The organism is Hydrogenophaga sp. GW456-12-10-14-TSB4, from assembly GCF_059424305.1.
This window is the reverse complement of sequence record NZ_JBWKZH010000015.1, coordinates 300-19,627: the sequence shown is the minus strand read 5'-3', so window position 1 is coordinate 19,627 and position 19,328 is coordinate 300. Positions and strand designations below refer to the sequence as shown.

Below are 19,328 nucleotides of genomic sequence, written 5' to 3'. Positions count from 1 at the left end.
CGCCGCGAGCGGCGCCCCATCGAACTCAGACGTTCATGATCGTCACGGCACGCGAGTTCAGGTAGGCCTCCATCGCCTCCGGACCGCCCTCGGAGCCGTAGCCCGAGTCCTTGATGCCGCCGAACGGCATTTCCGCCGAAGGCATCGCGGGCATGTTCACCCACAGCATGCCCACGTCCACCCGGCGCGCGAGCAGGTCCGCGTTCTTCAGCGAGCGCGTGAAGGCATAACCGGCCAGACCGTAGGGCAGGCGGTTGGCCTCGGCGATGGCTTCGTCCAGCGTGTTGAAGCTGCGCACGGCGGCCATGGGGCCGAAGGGCTCGTCGTTGAACACGCGTGCGTCGAGCGGCACGTCGGTCAGGATGGTCGGCCGCCAGAAGTTGCCTTCGTCGCCGATGCGCTCGCCGCCGGTGGCCAGGGTGGCGCCGCGTTCCACGGCGTCCTTGGTGAACTCGGCCATGGCCGTGACGCGGCGCGGGTTGGCCAGCGGGCCCATCTGCGTGCCCTCGGTCGTGCCGTCACCCACCGCAAGCCCCGCCGCGTGCTTGACCAGGGCGGCCGAGAACTCCTTGGCGATGCTCTCGTGCACCAGGAAGCGCGTGGGCGAGATGCAGACCTGGCCCGCGTTGCGGAACTTGGCGCCGCCGGCGGTCTTCACGGCCAGGGCCACGTCGGCGTCCTCCGCCACGATCACCGGCGCGTGGCCGCCCAGTTCCATCGTGACGCGCTTCATGTGCTGGCCGGCCATCGCGGCGAGCTGCTTGCCCACCGGCGTGGAGCCGGTGAAGGTGATCTTGCGGATGACCGGGTGCGCGATCAGGTAGCTGGAGATCTCCGACGGCGTGCCGTAGACCAGGCCGAGCACGCCTGCCGGCAGGCCGGCGTCGGCGAAGGCGCGCACCAGTTCGGCCGGGGCGGCCGGGGTTTCTTCGGGGGCCTTGACGATCATGGAGCAGCCCGTGGCCAGCGCCGCCGCGAGCTTGCGCACGACCTGGTTGATGGGGAAGTTCCAGGGCGTGAAGGCGGCCACCGGGCCCACCGGGTCCTTGAGCACCATCTGGCGCATCGCGAGGTTGCCGCGCGAGGGCACGATGCGGCCGTAGACGCGCAGGCCTTCGTCGGCGAACCATTCGAGGATGTCGGCCGCGGCCATGGCCTCGCCCTTGGCTTCGGCCAGCGGCTTGCCTTGTTCCTGCGTGAGCAGGCGGGCGATGGCGCCGGCGCGCTCGCGCATCAGGCCGGCGGCCGCGCGCATCACCTTGGCGCGCTCGATGGCAGGCGTGTCGCGCCAGGTCTCGAAGCCCTTCTGGGCGGCGGCCAGGGCCAGGTCGAGGTCGGCCTGGCGCGCGTGCGCCACGCGCCCGATCTCTTTTCCGGTCGCGGGGTTGAACACGGCCAGCGTCTCGCCCGCTTGGGCATCGCGCCATTGGCCTTGGATGAACAGCTGGGTGTTGGGGTAGCTCATGGAGGTCTCCTGCTTGGAAAGGGGGCGGGGCGGAAACCGGGAACCATACCAGTTGGCGGGGGGCGCGGGGCGGCAGGGGGATTCAGCCGGCTCGCAACACCCGCCGGTACTGCACCGCCTCCGCCACGTGCGCGGCAGCCACCGCATCGACACCCGAGAGGTCGGCGATGGTGCGCGCCACGCGCAGGGCGCGGTGCGTGCTGCGCGCGCTCCAGCCCAGGCGCGCGGCGGCGGTGTTCAGGAACTTCAGCGCGGCCGGTTCGGCGTTCACGTGCGCGTCCAGTGCCTGCCCGGCCAGGGCCTGGTTGGTGGTGCCCTGGCGGGCCTGGGCGCGCTGCCGCGCCAGGTGCACGCGCTCGCGCACCGTGGCACTGGGCTCGCCCGGTGGGCCGCGCAGCAGGTCGTCCGGGGGCATGGTGGGCACCTCGACGTGCAGGTCGATGCGGTCGAGCAGCGGGCCGCTGAGCTTGCCCTGGTAGCGCGCGATCTGGTCCGGCGTGTCGCGGCAGGCGCGGGTGGGGTGGCCCAGAAAGCCGCAAGGGCAGGGGTTCATCGCGCCGATGAGCTGGAAGCGGGCCGGGAACTCGCTCTGCATGGCCGCGCGCGAGATGCGGATGTGGCCGCTCTCCAGCGGCTCGCGCAGGGCCTCCAGCGCCGAACGCGGAAACTCCGGCAGTTCGTCGAGGAACAGCACGCCCTGGTGCGCCAGGGAGATCTCGCCCGGGCGCGGCGGGGAGCCGCCGCCCACCAGGGCCGCGGCGCTGGCGCTGTGGTGGGGGGCACAGGTGGGGCGCTGGCCCCAGCGATCCAGGGTGAAGCGCCCGGCCAGCGAGGCCACGGCGGCGGACTCCAGCGCTTCGAGCGTGCCCATGGGTGGCAGCAGGCCGGCAAAGCGCTGGGCCAGCATGGACTTGCCCGACCCCGGCGGCCCGACCATCAGCAGGCTGTGGCCGCCGGCCGCGGCGATCTCCAGCGCGCGCTTGGCGGCCACCTGGCCTTTCACGTCGAGCAGGTCGGGGTAGCTGGGCAAGGTGGCGCGCGCGCTGGGTGCCAGGGCGGCCCAGCCGGCCTCGTCGGGCGCCGCGGCGGCGGTGTCGCCTTCGCGTTCGGGCAGGAAGCGGGCGACCACGTCGAGCAGGTGGCGCGCGCGGTAGACCTGCGCCTGGGGCACCAGGGCGGCCTCTTCGGCGCTGCCCGGCGGCAGCACCAGCCGGATCGGCCGCTCATGGTGTTGCCGGTAGGCGGCCAGGCTCATGGCAAGTGCGCCGCGCACCGGCCGCAGCTCTCCGCCGAGCGAGAGCTCGCCCGCGAACTCCCAGCCGTCCAGCCGAGCCGGGTCGATCTGTCCACTGGCGGCCAGGATGCCCAGCGCGATCGGCAGGTCGAAGCGGCCGGAGTCCTTGGGCAGGTCGGCGGGCGCCAGGTTGACCGTGATGCGCTTGTTCGACGGGAACTCCAGCCCCGCGTTGGCGATGGCCGAGCGCACGCGCTCGCGCGCTTCCTTCACGCCGGTGTCGGCCAGGCCGACCAGGGTGAAGCTGGGCAGGCCGTTGGCGAGATGGACCTCGACACAGACCGGGCGGGCTTCCAGGCCGAGCAGCGCCCGGCTGTGCACCAATGACAGACTCATGCGTGATTTCTCCCTGTTTCGGTGCGCACCCGGGCCCCTATCGGGCCCCATGGTGGTTCAATGGACTTGCACTCAAATGGTGCGCACAGCTTTGGTGTGGCGAGGGGCCAGACGGCCGGGTCGCTGCGTGAAAAATCCGTGCGCACGGCGCCACTGTAGATGGCCGCCAGGGCCGATACCCCCCTAGGGTACGGAGGTGGTGTCCACTGGCATGGTCTGTGCTTGGGGGTGTAAGCGATTGAATCCGGACCGTGGAGTTCCCTGGTCCCCTCCGCAAACCGCGGTGTCGGCCTTCCGGTTGAGCACCCTTTCGTTCTAGAAGAGGAATCACAGCATGAAAATGGTTTCAGCCATCATCAAGCCGTTCAAGCTGGACGAAGTGCGCGAAGCACTTTCCGGTATGGGCGTGCAAGGCATCACCGTCACCGAGGTCAAGGGCTTCGGCCGCCAGAAGGGCCATACCGAGCTGTACCGCGGCGCGGAATACGTGGTCGACTTCCTGCCCAAGGTCAAGATCGAGGCCGCCGTGTCGGACGAGCTCGTCGAGCGCGTGATCGAAGCCATCGAAGGTGCGGCTCGCACCGGCAAGATCGGCGACGGCAAGATTTTCGTCACTTCCCTGGAACAGGTGGTGCGCATCCGGACCGGTGAGACCGGCAAGGAAGCGCTCTGATCGCCGCCCCCTGAACAAGAAAGATCACGGACATGAAAAAACTCATTGCAACCCTGTTCCTGGGCATGGGCCTGGCCTTTGGCGGCCTGAACGCCATGGCGCAGACCGCCGCGCCTGCTGAAGCGCCTGCGGCGGCCGCCGCCCCCGCCGAAGCCGCACCGGCCGCTGCGCCGGCGCCGGCCGAAGCCGCACCTGCCGCCGCTGCCGAAGCCGCACCGGCTGCCGCCGCGCCTGCGCTGGACACCGGCGACACCGCCTGGATGCTGACCTCCACCATGCTGGTCATCCTGATGACCATCCCCGGCCTGGCCCTGTTCTACGGCGGCCTGGCCCGCTCGAAGAACATGCTGTCGGTGCTGATGCACGTGTTCGTCATCTTCTCGCTGATCACCATCCTCTGGTGCGTCTATGGCTACAGCCTGACCTTCGTGGGTGAGGGCAAGTTCGTGGGCGGCTTCGACAAGGTCTTCCTGAAGGGCATCACGGCCGACACGCTGTCGGGCCTGCTGCCGACGATCCCCGAGTTCGTCTTCGTGGCCTTCCAGTCGACCTTCGCGGCCATCACCTGCGCGCTGATCGTGGGCTCGTTCGCCGAGCGCATCAAGTTCTCCGCCGTGTTGCTGTTCTCCGTGATCTGGTTCACCTTCAGCTACATCCCGATGGCCCACATGGTCTGGGGCGGCGGTCTGCTGGGCGCCGACGGCGCGCTGGACTTCGCCGGCGGCACCGTGGTTCACATCAACGCCGGTATTGCCGGTCTGGTGGGTGCCTATGTGGTCGGCAAGCGCATCGGCTACGGCAAGGAAGCGCTCACCCCGCACAGCCTGACGCTCACCATGGTCGGCGCTTCGCTGCTGTGGGTCGGCTGGTTCGGCTTCAACGCCGGCTCGGCAGGTGCCGCCAACGGCGTGGCCGGTCTGGCCTTCATCAACACCATCCTCGCCACCGGCGCGGCCACGCTGTCCTGGATCGCCGGTGAAGCGCTGCACAAGGGCAAGGGCTCCATGCTGGGCGCCGCTTCGGGTGCCGTTGCTGGCCTGGTGGCCGTCACCCCTGCCGCCGGTTTCATCGGCCCGATGGGCTCCATCGCCCTCGGCCTGATCGCCGGTCTGGTGTGCCTGTGGGGCGTGGGTGGCCTCAAGAAGATGCTGGGTGCCGATGACGCGTTCGACGTGTTCGGCGTGCACGGTGTCGGCGGTATCGTCGGCGCCATCCTGACCGCCGTCTTCGCCGCTTCCAGCCTGGGTGGCGTCAAGGCCGACGACTACGCCATCGGCGCTCAGCTGTGGGTGCAGATCAAGAGCGTGCTCGTGACCATCGTGTGGTCCGGCGTGGTCTCGTTCATCACCTACAAGATCGTCGACATGATGGTCGGTCTGCGCGTCAGCGAAGAAGCCGAACGCGAAGGTCTGGACATCACCTCGCACGGCGAGACGGCTTACAACCGCTGATCCCGAATCTCCTCTGGATTGAACCCGCGTTGCCTGAGGGCACGCGGGTTTTTTTTCGCCATGAGAACTTTCGTATGATGCGCGCCGGGACCCAACCATCCAAGGAGGACACCATGTTCAGGAACCCGTTGCGCCTGTGCGCCGCTGCCCTGCTGGCCGCTCTGGCGGCCGCCTCGCTCCATGCCGCCGAGACCTCGACGCGCAAGCTGCCGTCCAAGGTCACCTTCCACAAGTCGACTTCGGAGGAAGCACCGGCCGCGCGCGAGAAACGCCTCAAGCGCGAATGCCAGGGTCGGCCAAACGCGGGCATGTGCATGGGCTACACAAGGTAGGTCCGGGCCGCGATTGCATCGCGGCGTGCAGAAAATTCAAAGCCGGCGGAGGGCCGCGCGACTACCATCGTCGCCATGTCTTTCCCGCCCCACGAGACCCCCGGCGAACTGATCGACCGGGTCCGCGCCGCTGCGGACGCGCGCTCACCCTTGCACATCGCCGGCGGCCGCACCAAGGCCTTCTATGGCGAGGCCGTCGCGGGCGACACCCTGTCCACCACCGGCTGGTCGGGCATCGTCAGCTACGAGCCGACCGAGCTCGTGGTCACGGTGCGCGCGGGCACGCCGCTGGCCGAACTGGAGGCCGTGCTGGCCGAGCGCGGCCAGTGCTTCCCGTTCGAGCCGCCGCATTTCGGCGCCGGCGGCACGGTGGGCGGCATGGTCGCTGCCGGCCTTGCGGGCCCGGCGCGCGCCAGCGCCGGCGGGGTGCGCGACTTCGTGCTCGGCGCGCGCTTCATCAACGGGCGTGGCGAGCTGCTCACCTTTGGTGGCCAGGTCATGAAGAACGTGGCCGGCTACGACGTCAGCCGCGTGCTCGCCGGCTCCCTGGGCACGCTGGGCGTGATCACCGAGGTCAGCCTCAAGGTGCTGCCGGTGGCGCCGGCCGAGGCCACGCTGGTGTTTTCGCTCGGCCAGCACGAGGCGCTGGAGCAACTGCACCGCTGGGGCGGTCAGCCGCTGCCGATCAATGCCAGCCGCTGGGCGGCGGACCGCCTCACCGTGCGCCTGCGCGGTGCGGTCGCGGCGGTGGAGGCCGCGGGCGAGCGCATGGCGCGCGAGGCCGGCGGTACCCGCCTGGCCCCCGAGCCCGCTGGCCGCGACTGGGCCGACGGCCGCGACCAGCGCCTGCCCTTCTTCCAGGCCCCGACCGCCGATCACGCCCTGTGGCGCCTCTCGGTGCCGCAGACCGCACCGGTGCTGGGCCTGCCTTGGGCGCCGCTGATCGAATGGCAGGGTGCGCAGCGCTGGCTGTGGGCGCCCGCGAGCGCCGCGGGCCAGATCCGCGCGGCCACCGCGGCGGTGAACGGCCACGCCACGCTGTTCCGCGCCGGGGCCGACGGCGCGCCCGGCGTGCCGCGCTTCGACCGCTCGGGCGCCGCCATCGCCACCATCACGCAACGCCTGCGCGCCGAATTCGACCCGGCGGGCCTCTTCACCCCGGGCCGCATGGGCTGACCGGAACCGATCCATGCAGACCCAGCTCTCTCCCGAATACCAGCAGCGCGCCGACGGCCGCGCGGCCGAAGCCATCCTGCGCAAGTGCGTGCACTGCGGCTTCTGCACCGCCACCTGTCCCACCTACCAGGTGCTCGGCGACGAGCTCGACGGCCCGCGCGGGCGCATCTACCTCATGAAGCAGGTGCTCGAAGGCGCGGAGCCGACGCGCAAGACCCAGCTGCACCTGGACCGCTGCCTCACCTGCCGCAATTGCGAAAGCACCTGTCCCAGCGGCGTGGACTACGGCCACCTGGTCGACATCGGCCGCCAGATCGTGGACGAGAAGGTGCCGCGCCCGATGGGCGAAAAAGCCGTGCGCTGGCTGCTCAAGGAAGGCCTGACTTCACCGCTGTTCGCGCCGGCCATGAAGCTCGGGCAGGCGGTGCGCCCGCTGCTGCCCGGCCTGCTCAAGGACAAGGTGCCGGTGCCGCGCGCCGCCGGCAAGTTGCCCACGCGCTCGCACGCGCGCCGCGTGCTGCTGCTCGCGGGCTGCGTGCAACCGGCCATGATGCCGAGCATCCATGCCGCCACTGTGCGCGTGCTCGACGCCGCCGGCATCCAAGGGGTGTTGGCGCCCGAAGCGGGTTGCTGCGGCGCCGTGAAGTTCCACCTCAACGACCAGGACGGCGGGCGCGCCCAGATGCGCGCCAACATCGACGCCTGGTGGCCTTTGATCGAGAGCGGCGTCGAGGCCATCGTGATGAACGCCTCGGGCTGCGGTGTGACGGTGAAAGAGTACGGGCACATCCTTCAGGACGACCCGGCCTACGCGGCCAAGGCCGCGCGCGTGAGCGAGCTCACGCGCGACCTGAGCGAGCTGCTGCCCGCGCTGGTGCCGGTGCTGCGACCCCTGCTGAAGCGCGCACCCGATGTGGCGCGTGTGGTGGCCTTCCACCCACCCTGCACGCTGCAGCATGGTCAACAGCTCAAGGGCGGGGTGGAGCAGCATCTGGGGGCGCTGGGTTTCACCGTGCAGGTGGCGAAGACCGAAGCCCACCTGTGCTGCGGCTCGGCCGGCACCTACTCGGTGCTCAACCCCGACATGGCCCACACCCTGCGCGACCGCAAGCTCGGCCACCTGCGCGAGCTGCAACCCGCGGTGATCGCCAGCGCCAACATCGGCTGCATCACGCACCTGCAGAGCGGCACCGCCACGCCGGTGCGGCACTGGGTCGAGGTGCTCGACGAAATTTTGGGTTGACCCCCCGCGCCGGCTTCGCCGTCACCCCCGGGGGGGCGATGCCTGCGGCCAGGCAAAGCCCGTTCCGCGGCATCCTGGATCAAGTCACGCGCGCCGGCGGCAGGTGCATTTGCCAAGGGCACGCGGAACGGGCTTTGCCCGGCCGCCAGTGCCGCCCCCTGGGGGGGGTGACGGCGAAGCCGGCGCGGGGGGGTCAGCTTAACGCCGCCTCGATGTCCTTGGAAAGCTTCTCCGGCGCATCCTGCGGCGCGTAGCGCTTGAGCACCCGGCCGTCTTTGCCCACCAGGAACTTGGTGAAGTTCCACTTGATGGCCTTGCTGCCCAGGAGGCCCGGGGCCTCGGCCGTCAGCCACTGGTACAGCGGGTGGGCGTTCGCGCCGTTCACGTCGATCTTGCTCATCATGGGAAAGCTCACGCCATAGTTGAGCTGGCAGAAACTGGCGATCTCGTCGTTGCTGCCCGGGTCCTGAGCGCCGAACTGGTTGCTCGGAAAACCCAGCACCACCAGACCCCGCGACCCGTAGGCCTGGTGCAACTTCTCCAGCCCGCCGAACTGTGGCGTGAAACCGCAGGCGCTCGCGGTGTTGACGATCAACAGAGGTTTGCCCTCGAACTGCCGCAAAGGCACGGGCTTGCCGTCGATGGACTGGGCTTCAAAGTCATAGATGCTGCTCATGCGGGGCTCCTGGGAGGGGGGGATGCAGTGTGACGGATTGTGCGCCGGCACGCCGATGTACGACGAAAGGTGCATTTGCAGGAGCTGGCGTGAACGCTTCCCTCTTCCAAAGCCCTGGCCGGTGAAGGCATACTGCCTCGCAACATTCAATAACAAAACTGGGGCTGGAGATGGTGACTGCCTACTCGGTGGCGTTGGTGGGGTTTTCCCAGGCCGAATCGTCCACATTCGAATCGTTCTTTCGCCTGGCGTCGCGCCGGCCTCCGGGCTACCTGGTGCAGGACGAAGTCATGGACGCGCAGATCCTGATCGTCAACGCCGACAACGTGCAGGCCGTGCTGCTGGTGCGCGATGCCGAACTGCCCGGGCGCGTCATGCTGGTCGGCAGTTCCGACGCCGGCACCGGTTGGCCGCTGCAGCGCAAGCCCGTCAAGCTGGTCGCCATGCTGGCCGCGCTCGACGAGATCGTGGGTGCGACCCCGCCCGAGCCCGCGCGCCGCCGGACGCCCGATGCCACCGCCGTCCATGGTGCGGGTGAAGCCCCATTCCAGTCGTCCCAGTTCCAGGGACTGGACGCGAGCATGAAGCTGGCCAGCGGCCGCGCGGTGCCGATCCAGCATCCGCCTCTGGTCGCGCCCGGTGCCGGGGCGGACCGGGGCTTTGCGCTGACCCAGCCTTTCGGCGCCTTGCCGCCGTCGGCCCTGGTGCCGGCCGTGCGCGGCGGTCGGCGCCGCTCCCCCGACACCGAATTCCCGCCCACGCGTCCCTTGGAGCGCGGCGACGCCGCCCACCTGCGCAGCACGGTGCCCCCGCCTGGGCGCACCGCGCCCGCGCCTGCACCCGCCGTGCGCCCTGGCGTGATGGGCATGACCGACTTCGGCAGCCTCGAAGACCTGCCCGCCCCGCCGGCGCCGCGCACCCGTTCGCCCAAGTCCCGGCTCAGCGCCGACAAGGCCGCGCCCGTGCCCGAAGTGACGCGCGGCGACATGCTGCTGGTGGCCGAAAGCCTGGTGGAAGGGCGCATCCTGCTCAAGCGCTTCAAGAAATACGGCCTCACGGTGGACTGGTCGCGCGAGGGCGCGCAGGCCCTGGTCATGCTCAAGGCCCACCCCTACCGCGTGGTGGCGATCGACCGCCTCAAGGGCGAGCCCGACGCCAACCACATCTGCCGCGCCGCCAAACAGACCAAGGGCCCCAAGGGCGCACCGGTGGTCATCATGTTCGCGCCCACCGCCGGCAGCATGGACCGCATGAAGGCCGGTCTGGCCGGCAGCGACGCCTACCTCTCACGCTCCGTGGGCGAGGCCGAGCTCTACAAGGTGCTGGCCCAGCACCGCCTGGTGAGCCTGAACGGCTTCGCGCCCACCAACGTGGGGTTCTGAACGCTTTGTTCTAGCCGTGCAGGTCGTCGCGGCGGGCGATTTCCAGCAGGCGCTCCAGCTCGTGCGGGTGCGTGCGCTGGTTGTGGCGGTGCCACAGCGCGATCAGCCCCATGCAGCCGGCCACCAGCACACCAAAGGCCGTGATGGCCGCGAACGCCGACCAGCCCATGCCGGTGGAGAAGCTGTAGAGCGCACCCAGGGTCAGGATGCAGGCCTGCTCGTTGAAGTTCTGCACCGCGATCGAGCGGCCCGCGCCCATCAGGTTGTGGCCCCGGTGCTGCAGCAGCGCGTTCATCGGCACCACCAGGAAACCGCCCAGGCCGCCGAGCAGCACCAGGAAGGGCGCGGCCACCCAGACGTTGTCGATGAAATTCATCAGGATCACCAGCAGGCCCATGGCGATGCCCAGCGGCATCACGCGAGTGGCCTGGTCCAGCCGCATGCGCATCGAGGCGACCACCGCGCCCACCGCCGTGCCGACCGCCACCACGCCGACCAGCGAAGAGGCCTGGGTGGTGCCATAGCCCAGCGCGGCGCCGGCCCAGGCCAGCACGATGTAGCGCAGGTTGCCCGAGACGCCCCAGAACAGCGTGGTGGTGGCCAGCGAGATCTGGCCCAGGCGGTCGCGCCACAGGCGGCTGTTGCAGCGCCAGAAATCGGGCAGCAGGGCCAGCGGGTTCTTCGGCATCGGCCGCGGCGTCACGCCGGTGAGCGGGATGCGGGTGTTGAACCAGGCGGCCAGTGCGTACACCACCACCAGCGCGGCGATCGCCGCTTCGGCCGCATGGTGGATACCGGGCAGGTCGACGGCCAGCAGCCGGGTCGAGATCCAGGGGCTCACCAGCTGGCCGCCGAGCAGGACGCCCAGGATGATGGAGGCGATCGTGAGGCCTTCGATCCAGCCGTTGGCCTTGACCAGCTGCGAGGGCGGCAGCAGCTCGGTGAGGATGCCGTACTTGGCCGGCGAGTAGGCCGCCGCGCCCAGGCCCACCAGGGTGTAGGCCAGCAAGGGGTGCACACCCACCAGCATCAGCAGGCAGCCCGCCACCTTGATGGCGTTGCTGATGAACATGACCTGGCCTTTGGGCCTGGCGTCGGCGAAGGCGCCGACGAAGGGCGCGAGCACCACATAGAACAGCGCAAAGAGCGGCACCAGAGCGGCGCTCTGCCACTCGGGTGCGCCGCGCGTGCGGAGCAGTTCGATCGCAGCCACGAACAGCGCGTTGTCCGCCAGCGAGCTGAAGAACTGCGCCGTCATGATGGTGTAGAAGCCGCGCTTCATGGAGATGATTTTGTGTGCCGGGGCGCTTCAGCCAGGGGGAGCTGAGCCGATGCACCGGCCTTTTTTGTGCGACAGTTGACGGGTCTCCAGACGATGCCGGGTTATAGCACGCCACCCTGAAAATACCGGGGCGGGTTCCCCCCGGTGTGCATCCGACGGCCCGTCCCGCGACTTCCCGCACGTTCCCTCGACGCCTCCCGCCGCCCGCCATGCCCCGTCCCATTCTTGCCACCGTCCATACCGACGCCCTGCAACACAACCTGGCGCGCGCGCGCGACTTCGCCCCCGACGCCCGCGTGTGGGCGGTGGTCAAGGCCAATGCCTACGGCCATGGCATCGAGCGCTGCTTCGACGCGCTGCGCAGCGCCGACGGCTTCGCGCTGCTGGACCTGGCCGAGGCCGAGCGCCTGCGCGCGCTCGACTGGCGTGGCCCCATCCACCTGCTCGAAGGCGTGTTCGAGCCGCGCGACCTGGAGCTGTGTTCGCGCCTGCACCTGTGGCACACGGTGCACTGCAACGAACAGATCGACTGGCTCGCCGCGCACAAGACGCAGGTGCCGCACCGCGTGTTCCTCAAGCTCAACAGCGGCATGAACCGCCTGGGCTTCACGCCCGCCGCGTTCCGCAGCGCCTGGGCGCGGCTCAATGCGTTGCCGCAGGTGGACGAGATTTCGCTCATGACGCACTTCAGCGACGCCGACGGCGCGCGCGGCATTGCGCACCAGGTGGCCGCGTTCGAGGCCGCCACCGCCGACCTGCCGGGCGAGCGCACGCTGTGCAACAGCGCGGCCATCCTGCGCCATGCCAAGCTGGCGCTGCGCGGAGCGCAAAGCCTGTCGGCCGACTGGGTGCGCGAGGGCATCGCGCTGTACGGCAGCGCGCCCGACTTCCCCGAGAAGCGCGCGAGCGACTGGGGCCTGCAGCCGGCCATGACGCTGTCCAGCCGCATCATCGGCACGCAGTCGCTGCAGGCGGGCGATACCGTGGGCTACGGCTCGACGTTCACGGCCGAGGGGCCGATGCGCATCGGGGTGGTGGCCTGCGGGTATGCGGACGGGTATCCGCGCCATGCGCTCACCGGGACGCCAGTGCTGGTGGACGGGGTGCGCACGCGGCTGGTCGGGCGGGTGAGCATGGACATGCTGGTGGTCGACCTCTCGCCGATCGCGGCGGCGGGGATCGGGTCGGAGGTGACGCTGTGGGGTCGGGCTTCCTCCTCCGACCAGGTGTTGCCGATCGATGAGGTGGCCGCGGCGGCGGGAACCATCAGCTATGAGCTGATGTGTGCGGTGGCGCCCCGTGTCGCGTTTGCCTCAGCCTGATCAGGGGCGGCCTGGCGAACACATGGCGAAGCCGTAACGCTCGCAGAAGGGGCTGCCGAGGATGGGCAGCCATGTCGGGATGTCGTGGAACTCGCGGGCGACTTCGGCCAGCACGGTGTCGTGGAAGGGCTGGTACTTGAAGCCTTGGCCGTCGACCGCGTAGAAGGCAACGCCGTCCACGTCGAAACGCTTGGCGCTCACGCGCTCGAAGTAGGGAGCGAACTCCTCCAGCTTGGGTTCGTCGTAGAGGAACACGCGGATGGGCTGGCCGTCGTAGCGGCGGAAGTCGACGATCTGGTCGTCCTGCCGCGCATGGTGCTTGCCCACGCCGAACACCGGCACGTACTGCCGGTGGTGGAAGGCCAGCATGGCCGCCGGGTTGTAGGTGCGACCCATGAGCGTGGCACCGGCCGGCAGGTCTTTTTCCAGCGCGGCGACCACGGCGGCGGTTTCGCGCAGGAAGACCGCGCGGTCGTAGATCTTGAAGGGCTGCCACCACGAGAGCGGCGCCCAGGCGATGGCGGCCACCACCAGCAAGTGGGGCACCGAGAGCGCGACGGTCCAGGTCAGGCTGCGGCGCAGGGCGCGCGCGTCCAGCCGCAGGCCGGCCCAGACCACGAACAGCGGCACGAAGCCCAGCACCCAGTGCAGGCCGATGGTGCGGCGCGTGCTCAGCAGCGCAAACAGGATCAGCGGGAACAGCCACAGCACGGCCAGCGTGCGCTGGGTGGTGGGCGAGACGCCGGATGCGCCCCGCGCGGCCAGCGCGCGCCAGAGCAGCCAGGGCGTGAGCAGGTAGATCGCCATCGCGAGGTACACGCCGAAGGTCTCGAACGACCACGACGAGCCCTCGTTGCGGTTGAACACGTTGAACATCACGTTGCTCCAGCCGTGCGTGGCGTTGAAGGCGATGTTGAGCGCGATCGAGGGCAGGGCGAGCACGAAGATGAGGAACGGCGCCCACCAGCGTTCGCGCCGCCAGCCGAAGCAGTGCGCTGCGTAGGCGAAGCCGAGCAGCGCCGCGAAGTACTTGGAGAGGAAGGCCAGGCCGAGGAAGGCGCCGGCCAGTGCGTACCAGGGCACGCTGCCGCGCTGCGCACCGGTGTCGGCGCGCAGGTAGCACCAGGCCGAGAGCACCATGAAGAAGATCAGCGGCGTGTCGGTGGTCACCAGCACGAACATCCACGACCAGGGCATGGCCAGGTAGACCGCACCCGCCAGCCAGGCGCTGGCTTCGCGGTCTTCCGGCAGGAAGCGGCGCAGCAGGTCCACCACGCCGAGCGCGATGAAGCTGGTGAGCAGCAGCGTGAAGCTGCGCAGCGCCAGCGGGTGGTCGCCGATCTGGCGCAGCGCCGCGATCAGCCAGCCCACCATGGGCGGGTGGTCGGAGTAGCCCCAGGCCGGGAACACGCCCCACTGGTAGAAGAAGGCCTCGTCGCCGGTGATGGGGAAGCCGGCGGCGATGACCAGCTTGAGCAGCAGGGTGACGGCGAACGCGACCCAGAAGATCTGGCGCGAGGTGTGGGCGGAAAATTCGGAAGCGCGCATGGGCAGGGGGTCAGGCATCCAGGGCAAGCAGGCTCACGCCCACCACGATCAGCGTGCAGCCGGCCACGCGCAGCCACGAGAAGGGTTCGCCGAGCCAGAGCACGCCCAGCGCGAGCGTGACCACGAAGCCCAGGCTCACCAGCGGGTAGGCCACGCTCACGTCCAGCCGCGAGAGCACCCACAGCCAGAGCACGGCGCTGGCGCCGTAGAGCATCAGGCCCACCCACACCAGCGGGCTGCTGAGCGCCTGCAGGTAGGTGCTGCCGACGTCGGCGGCGGCGCTGGGCGCGCCCATGCCGCGCTTCATGGCGATTTGCGCGGCCGAAGACAGCAGCACGCAGAACAGGGCCAGGCCCAGGGCGATGGATTTCATGGGAGGGGGTGTCCTGGGTTCAGAAACCGACGGTGGCCACGAAGCCGATGCCGCCCATCACGAGCAGCGTGACCCAGCTGAACGGGTCTTTCAGCGCGAACTGCAGCGGGTCCTCGCCGTGCAGCTCGCGCCGCCCGGTCTTGAGCCAGATGCGCATGATCCACAGCAGCAGCACCGGCGCGGCGGCCCACAGCCAGTCGGCGTGGGCATACAGCTTCTGGCTGTTCTGGCTGTCGATGTAGAGCGTGAGCACCAGCACCGCCATGAAACCGCTGGACATGCCCATGGCGCGCAGCGAGGCCAGGTCGCGCGGCTGGTAGCCCCGGCCGGGCGCGAGCGTGCGCTGGTCGTCCTCCAGCTCTTCGAGTTCGGCGCAGCGCTTGACCAGCGCCAGGCTCAGGAACAGGAAGATCGAGATCGCCAGCAGCCAGTTGGACAGGTCCACGCCGGAGGCCACCGCGCCCGCGCCGATGCGCAGCGTGTACAGGCCCGAGAGCACCAGCACGTCGATCAGCGCCAGCCGCTTGAGGTACATCGAATACGCCAGCGTGGTCACGGTGTAGGCCAGCAGCACCACGGCAAAGCCGGTGGAGACCGCGAAGGCCAGCACGAAGGCCAGCACCAGCATGGCCACCCCCAGGCCGACGGCGGTGGTGATGCCGATCGCCCCCGAGGCCAGCGGGCGGTGGCGCTTGATGCGGTGCGCGCGGTCGTTGGGCAGGTCCAGCAGGTCGTTGACCAGGTAGGTCGCCGAGGCGCACAGGCCGAAGGCGATGAAGGCGAGCCACACCGCGCCCCAGAGTGCGGGGTCCAGCGAGTGCGCGGCCAGCAGCGGGATGAACAGCAGGCCGTTCTTGGACCATTGCTTGAGCCGGATCGCGCGCAGCACGGTCTTCAGGCGCAGGGGCTCGCGCTCGAACACGCGGGCCTGCGGGTGCGTGCGCTGCAGCGAGGCCACCACGCCGCCGGGGGCGTTGACCGCCACCGCCTCGGCGCTGCCGGCCCACACATCGAGGTCGTCGCGGCTGTTGCCGGCGTAGGCCCAGCTGCCGTGGCCGTGGGCGCGCGCGTGCGCGTCGATCGCCGCGCGCTTGTTGCCGCGGCTGAGGTTGACGCCGTCGGCCTGCGCGTTGGTGCCCAGGCTGTCGTCGAACACCGCCAGGTGCGAGGCCACATCCTGCACGATGCGCGCATCGGCCGCGCTGGCGAGCACCAGGGGCCGGCCGCGCGCGTGTTCGTCGCGCAGGTACTGCACGAAGGGTTCGTTGTAGGGCAGGCGCGCCGGGTCGGGCCGCACCGCGCTGGCCAGCCGCTGCTTGAAGCCGGCCTTGCCCAGCGGCAGCCAGGTCAGCATGCGCAGCAGGTTCAGCGGGTTGGCCCGCACGAACAGCATGGCCGACTCGTGCAGGGTGTCGCTGTGTGTGAGCGTGCCGTCCAGGTCCACATAGAGCGGGCAGGTGTCGGTGGGCGCGGGGGTGGTGTTGGGCGTCAAGGTGTGCGTCCAGGAAAGTGTGGGCCGATTTTAGGGGTCGGTCCTCACTTCCCTCGTGACGCGCCGGCCCGTTTCTCCCCGGTCCGTGCATTGCGCACGCTGCTGTGGTTTCGGCGCGCCGCGCCCGGGGCTCAACCCCGGACGGGGCGGGGCGGCAGTTTCAGGCGGCCGGCCACCCAGTGCAGCGCGATCGCCGGCACCAGCAGGCACACCATGCCCAGCGCCCAGGCGGTCCACACCAGGGGTGTGACCCAGGCCATCAGGCCGCCGGTGGTGGGCAGGACCTGGCCCAGCCACTGCACCAGGCCCAGCCACGCGCCCTGCATGGCTTTCACCCAGGCCGGATCGACCCACAGGGCCAGCCAGTCGGGCACCGGCCATTGGCCCGTGGCGGTGGCCAGGTCGGTCGCCTGGCCCGAGCCCACCAGGGTCAGCAACCACTCGGTGATTTCCACCGAGGCCGCGGCCAGACCGGTCCAGCACAGGGCGAGCAGACCGAAAACACCCCAGATCAGCGGCTTCATGACAGGGCTCTCGCTGACGGGCTGTGGATGGGATGGGTGCGCATGGGCGTGCAAGTCCTTTGTTGAAGGGAAACCATGACCATAGCCGGTCCTGGGTTTCGCAAAAAGCAGAAAATCAGAGATCAATCATCCTGAAAAATCGAACTGTGGACCAGGAACTCAACTACAGGCACCTGTATTACTTCTGGGTCACGGCCAAGGAAGGCGGCATGTCGCACGCGGCGGCCCGCCTGGGCATGGCGGTGCAGACCGTGAGCGCGCAGGTGCGCCAGCTGGAGCAGGCGCTCGGCCACGCGCTGTTCAAGCCGGCCGGGCGCGGCCTGGCGCTCACCGAGGCGGGCCAGGCGGCGCTGGCCCTGGCCGAGCAGATCTTCTCGCTGGGCGAGCAACTGCGCGGCGCGGTGAGCGACGCCGCTGGCGGGCAGCGGGTGCGTCTGGTGGTGGGCATCTCCGACGGCCTGCCCAAGCTCGCCGTGCGCGAGTTGCTCGCGCCGGTGCTGACCGAGGCCAACCTGCGCCTGCTCTGCCACGAGGACAGCTTCGACGACCTGCTGGCCGCGCTCGCGCTGCACCGGCTCGACGTGGTGCTGTCCGACCGGCCCGCGCCGGCCAACCCCAACCTCAAGCTGTACAGCCACGCGCTGGGCTCGTCGCCCCTGGGCTGGTACGCGCCCCCGGCCTGGCTGGACGCGGCCCGGCGCGATTTCCCCCGTTGCCTGTCGCAGGTGCCGGTGCTGTTGCCCACGGCGCAGTCCTCGGTGCGCCTGCGCATCGACCAGTGGTTCGAGCGCCAGCGGGTGGTGCCGCGCGTGGTGGGCGAGTTCGAGGACAGTGCGCTGCTGGCCACCTTCGGCGCCTCCGGCATGGGCGTGCTGCCGGCCGCCGAGCGCATGCGCGAGCAACTCGCCCAGGCCTACGGCCTGCGGGGGGTTGGCCCCTGCGAGGGCGTGCAGGAGCACTTCTATGCCATTGGCACCGCGCGCAAGGTGCAGCACCCGCTGGTGCAGCGGCTGCTCAGCGCGGCGGCGGTCTGAGCCGCCAGCGGGCGACCGCCACGAAGGCCGCGCCCACCAGCAGGAACACCGCCCACAGGCCCAGCGCGTTCAGCAAGGTGTGCGGGTAGCCCAGCGCGGCCACGTCGATGAACGGGTAGGGGTAGGTGCCGAGCCAGAGGCCGCGCAGCAGCGCGTAGCCCAGGTAGGCCAGCGGCCAGAGCGACCAGGCCAGCGGCGCGTGCCAGGCCATGCGCGCGGGCGGCACCGCCAGCCACCAGTGCAGCACGCCCAGCAGCGGCAAGGCGTAGTGCAGCGTGACGTCGGCCACTTTCTGCAGGCCCTGCGGGTCCCAGACGTGGCGCAGCAGCAGGTGGTAGGTGAGGCCCACCAGCGCGATGCTCACGGCCACCGCCGTGGCCACCCCCGGTCGCCGGCACCAGCGCCCGGCGGCGCTGGTGGGGCGCAGCAACGCCAGGCTCAGGCTCAGGGCCATCAGCAGGTTGGTGAGCACGGTGAAGTAACCGAGGTAGACCACCAGCCCGCCCAGGAGCGTGCCGCCTTGTGCGACGACCAGCCGCAACGACAGCAGCAGCTGCAACCCCAGGCCGAACCAGGCCAGCGCCGCCACCAGCCCCGTCAGGCCGGGGTGGCGCCAGGCCGCGTCAGCGCGCGGCTGGGGCGGTGTTGGCGGCGCAGACAAAGACGCAGCCCGGCGGGGTGCGGCCGACGAAGCGGCCATCGGGGCACTGCAGCACGTCCTGCGTGCACATGATGGGTGAGCGCTCGCTGGCCGGTGGCGTGGGCGTGGTGGTGGAGCAGGCGGCCAGCCACGGAAGCAGCGCAACGGCGCAGAGCGCGAAGGGGTTGTTCATGGGCTGCATGGTCAGTGCGGTTCGCTGCCCTTGTCAATGGGCGGGGCCGCGGGAGGGGGGGTGTCGGCCGCCAGGGAGGCCGCCCGCGCGCGCACCCGGGTCGCGGTCTGGATGTCCCAGACCGCCACGAACATCGCCGCGATCACCGGGCCGATCACAAAGCCGTTGATGCCCATGACCGCGATACCGCCGATCGTGCTGATCAGCACCAGGTAGTCCGGCATGCCGGTGTCCTTGCCCACCAGCAGCGGGCGCAGCACGTTGTCGACCAGGCCGATCACGAACACGCCGTACAGCGTCAGGCCTACCGCCGGCCAGACCTCGCCGGTGGCGAACAGCCAGATCGCGACCGGGCCCCACACCAGCCCGGCGCCGACGGCGGGCAGCAGCGAGAGCAGGGCCATGAGCACCGCCCACAGCAACGCCGCGTTCACGCCCAGCACCCAGAACGCCAGGCCGCCCAGCGCACCCTGCACCAGCGCGACCACGAGGTTGCCTTTCACGGTGGCGCGCAGCACGGTGCCGAACTGCTCCAGCAGCTCCTGCTTGTCGTCGGGCGGCAGGGGGATCGCCAGCCGGATCGAGCGCACGATGCTGCCGCCGTCGCGCACCAGGAAGAAGGCCAGGTAGAGCGCGATGCCCAGGCTGATCAACAGGCCCAGCATGTCCTGCCCCAGGTTGAAGGTCTGCGTGGCGATGAACTGGCTGCCCTGGGTGAGGGCCTGGGTGAGCTTGCGCTGGATCAGGTCGACATTGCCCAGGCCGACGCGCGCGAGCAGGTCGGTGAGCCAGTCGGGCAGGGCTTCGAACACGCTGCGCAGCCACAGCGCGGGCTTGAGCTCGCCCGATTCGATGCGGGCGTAGAGCTGGGTGGCCTCGCGCGCCAGCGAGG

General features: G+C 70.1%; 19 protein-coding genes. 8 read left to right on the top strand and 11 right to left on the bottom strand.

The window, feature by feature from the left end; genetic code table 11:
* Positions 1-25: 25 nt before the first annotated feature.
* Both AC07ZS_RS09935 and AC07ZS_RS09930 read right to left on the bottom strand, forming a co-directional pair.
* On the bottom strand, positions 26-1,465 hold the full coding sequence (locus tag AC07ZS_RS09935; RefSeq protein ID WP_494798433.1) for an NAD-dependent succinate-semialdehyde dehydrogenase: 1,440 nt from the start codon (positions 1,463-1,465) through the stop codon (positions 26-28).
* An 82-nt stretch (positions 1,466-1,547) separates the two neighbouring features.
* Positions 1,548-3,095: a YifB family Mg chelatase-like AAA ATPase gene (locus AC07ZS_RS09930; protein WP_494798432.1), complete on the bottom strand. Its 1,548-nt coding sequence runs from the start codon at positions 3,093-3,095 to the stop codon at positions 1,548-1,550.
* A gap of 334 nt (positions 3,096-3,429) precedes the next feature.
* Between AC07ZS_RS09930 and AC07ZS_RS09925 the strand changes: the two genes are divergently transcribed.
* The 5 genes from AC07ZS_RS09925 to glcF all read left to right on the top strand — a co-directional run bounded on the left by AC07ZS_RS09925 (position 3,430) and on the right by glcF (position 7,970).
* Positions 3,430-3,768: a P-II family nitrogen regulator gene (locus AC07ZS_RS09925; RefSeq protein ID WP_291124926.1), complete on the top strand. Its 339-nt coding sequence runs from the start codon at positions 3,430-3,432 to the stop codon at positions 3,766-3,768.
* 32 nt (positions 3,769-3,800) lie between these two features.
* A complete protein-coding gene (locus AC07ZS_RS09920; protein ID WP_494798431.1) occupies positions 3,801-5,219 on the top strand; it encodes an ammonium transporter in 1,419 nt (472 codons plus the stop codon).
* 113 nt (positions 5,220-5,332) lie between these two features.
* On the top strand, positions 5,333-5,551 hold the full coding sequence (locus AC07ZS_RS09915; RefSeq protein ID WP_494798430.1) for a hypothetical protein: 219 nt from the start codon (positions 5,333-5,335) through the stop codon (positions 5,549-5,551).
* Between the two features lie 75 nt (positions 5,552-5,626).
* The gene (glcE, locus tag AC07ZS_RS09910) at positions 5,627-6,727 is read left to right on the top strand and encodes a glycolate oxidase subunit GlcE (protein WP_494798429.1); all 1,101 of its coding nucleotides are present in this window, start codon (positions 5,627-5,629) and stop codon (positions 6,725-6,727) included.
* 13 nt (positions 6,728-6,740) lie between these two features.
* On the top strand, positions 6,741-7,970 hold the full coding sequence (gene glcF / locus AC07ZS_RS09905; RefSeq protein ID WP_494798428.1) for a glycolate oxidase subunit GlcF: 1,230 nt from the start codon (positions 6,741-6,743) through the stop codon (positions 7,968-7,970).
* 193 nt (positions 7,971-8,163) lie between these two features.
* On the opposite strand, the gene AC07ZS_RS09900 is transcribed toward glcF, so the two are convergent.
* On the bottom strand, positions 8,164-8,646 hold the full coding sequence (locus tag AC07ZS_RS09900; protein WP_494798427.1) for a glutathione peroxidase: 483 nt from the start codon (positions 8,644-8,646) through the stop codon (positions 8,164-8,166).
* 170 nt (positions 8,647-8,816) lie between these two features.
* Between AC07ZS_RS09900 and AC07ZS_RS09895 the strand changes: the two genes are divergently transcribed.
* Complete coding sequence (locus AC07ZS_RS09895) at positions 8,817-10,028, top strand: hypothetical protein (RefSeq protein ID WP_494798426.1); 1,212 nt, start codon at positions 8,817-8,819, stop codon at positions 10,026-10,028.
* A 10-nt stretch (positions 10,029-10,038) separates the two neighbouring features.
* Here the strand turns inward: AC07ZS_RS09895 and lplT are convergent, their stop codons facing one another.
* On the bottom strand, positions 10,039-11,310 hold the full coding sequence (gene lplT, locus AC07ZS_RS09890) for a lysophospholipid transporter LplT (protein WP_494798425.1): 1,272 nt from the start codon (positions 11,308-11,310) through the stop codon (positions 10,039-10,041).
* Positions 11,311-11,519: 209 nt separating this feature from the next.
* Here lplT and alr point away from each other — a divergent pair, with 209 nt between their 5' ends.
* On the top strand, positions 11,520-12,632 hold the full coding sequence (alr, locus tag AC07ZS_RS09885) for an alanine racemase (protein ID WP_494798424.1): 1,113 nt from the start codon (positions 11,520-11,522) through the stop codon (positions 12,630-12,632).
* Here alr and AC07ZS_RS09880 read toward each other — a convergent pair whose 3' ends face one another.
* From AC07ZS_RS09880 to AC07ZS_RS09865, 4 genes are all read right to left on the bottom strand, one after another.
* Positions 12,633-14,180 carry an ArnT family glycosyltransferase gene (locus AC07ZS_RS09880; protein ID WP_494798423.1) on the bottom strand — a complete coding sequence of 516 codons (1,548 nt, stop codon included), beginning with the start codon at positions 14,178-14,180 and terminating at the stop codon, positions 12,633-12,635.
* Positions 14,181-14,190: 10 nt separating this feature from the next.
* Positions 14,191-14,553: an SMR family transporter gene (locus AC07ZS_RS09875; RefSeq protein ID WP_291121883.1), complete on the bottom strand. Its 363-nt coding sequence runs from the start codon at positions 14,551-14,553 to the stop codon at positions 14,191-14,193.
* Between the two features lie 19 nt (positions 14,554-14,572).
* Positions 14,573-16,045 (bottom strand): UbiA family prenyltransferase, encoded by a 1,473-nt coding sequence (locus tag AC07ZS_RS09870; RefSeq protein ID WP_494798422.1) that lies wholly within the window; start codon positions 16,043-16,045, stop codon positions 14,573-14,575.
* Positions 16,046-16,176: 131 nt separating this feature from the next.
* Positions 16,177-16,569, bottom strand: a complete 393-nt coding sequence (locus tag AC07ZS_RS09865; protein WP_494798421.1) for a hypothetical protein — start codon at positions 16,567-16,569, stop codon at positions 16,177-16,179.
* Positions 16,570-16,715: 146 nt separating this feature from the next.
* Here AC07ZS_RS09865 and AC07ZS_RS09860 point away from each other — a divergent pair, with 146 nt between their 5' ends.
* Positions 16,716-17,603: a LysR family transcriptional regulator gene (locus AC07ZS_RS09860; RefSeq protein WP_494798420.1), complete on the top strand. Its 888-nt coding sequence runs from the start codon at positions 16,716-16,718 to the stop codon at positions 17,601-17,603.
* Here the strand turns inward: AC07ZS_RS09860 and AC07ZS_RS09855 are convergent.
* From AC07ZS_RS09855 to AC07ZS_RS09845, 3 genes are all read right to left on the bottom strand, one after another.
* Positions 17,584-18,264 (bottom strand): Pr6Pr family membrane protein, encoded by a 681-nt coding sequence (locus tag AC07ZS_RS09855; RefSeq protein WP_494798419.1) that lies wholly within the window; start codon positions 18,262-18,264, stop codon positions 17,584-17,586. The genes AC07ZS_RS09860 and AC07ZS_RS09855 overlap by 20 nt on opposite strands.
* Positions 18,227-18,436 carry a hypothetical protein gene (locus AC07ZS_RS09850; protein WP_494798418.1) on the bottom strand — a complete coding sequence of 70 codons (210 nt, stop codon included), beginning with the start codon at positions 18,434-18,436 and terminating at the stop codon, positions 18,227-18,229. The genes AC07ZS_RS09855 and AC07ZS_RS09850 overlap by 38 nt, the downstream gene beginning before the upstream one ends.
* An 11-nt stretch (positions 18,437-18,447) precedes the next feature.
* Positions 18,448-19,328, bottom strand: an 881-nt coding sequence (locus AC07ZS_RS09845) for an AI-2E family transporter (protein ID WP_494798417.1), incomplete at its 5' end; no start/stop codon positions are given.

Coding starts and splice junctions, on each gene's coding strand:
- AC07ZS_RS09935 (WP_494798433.1), bottom strand. CDS start 1,465: ATGAGCTACCCCAACACCCAGCTGTTCATCCAAGGCCAATGGCGCGAT.
- AC07ZS_RS09930 (WP_494798432.1), bottom strand. CDS start 3,095: ATGAGTCTGTCATTGGTGCACAGCCGGGCGCTGCTCGGCCTGGAAGCC.
- AC07ZS_RS09925 (WP_291124926.1), top strand. CDS start 3,430: ATGAAAATGGTTTCAGCCATCATCAAGCCGTTCAAGCTGGACGAAGTG.
- AC07ZS_RS09920 (WP_494798431.1), top strand. CDS start 3,801: ATGAAAAAACTCATTGCAACCCTGTTCCTGGGCATGGGCCTGGCCTTT.
- AC07ZS_RS09915 (WP_494798430.1), top strand. CDS start 5,333: ATGTTCAGGAACCCGTTGCGCCTGTGCGCCGCTGCCCTGCTGGCCGCT.
- glcE (WP_494798429.1), top strand. CDS start 5,627: ATGTCTTTCCCGCCCCACGAGACCCCCGGCGAACTGATCGACCGGGTC.
- glcF (WP_494798428.1), top strand. CDS start 6,741: ATGCAGACCCAGCTCTCTCCCGAATACCAGCAGCGCGCCGACGGCCGC.
- AC07ZS_RS09900 (WP_494798427.1), bottom strand. CDS start 8,646: ATGAGCAGCATCTATGACTTTGAAGCCCAGTCCATCGACGGCAAGCCC.
- AC07ZS_RS09895 (WP_494798426.1), top strand. CDS start 8,817: ATGGTGACTGCCTACTCGGTGGCGTTGGTGGGGTTTTCCCAGGCCGAA.
- lplT (WP_494798425.1), bottom strand. CDS start 11,310: ATGAAGCGCGGCTTCTACACCATCATGACGGCGCAGTTCTTCAGCTCG.
- alr (WP_494798424.1), top strand. CDS start 11,520: ATGCCCCGTCCCATTCTTGCCACCGTCCATACCGACGCCCTGCAACAC.
- AC07ZS_RS09880 (WP_494798423.1), bottom strand. CDS start 14,180: ATGCGCGCTTCCGAATTTTCCGCCCACACCTCGCGCCAGATCTTCTGG.
- AC07ZS_RS09875 (WP_291121883.1), bottom strand. CDS start 14,553: ATGAAATCCATCGCCCTGGGCCTGGCCCTGTTCTGCGTGCTGCTGTCT.
- AC07ZS_RS09865 (WP_494798421.1), bottom strand. CDS start 16,569: ATGAAGCCGCTGATCTGGGGTGTTTTCGGTCTGCTCGCCCTGTGCTGG.
- AC07ZS_RS09850 (WP_494798418.1), bottom strand. CDS start 18,436: ATGAACAACCCCTTCGCGCTCTGCGCCGTTGCGCTGCTTCCGTGGCTG.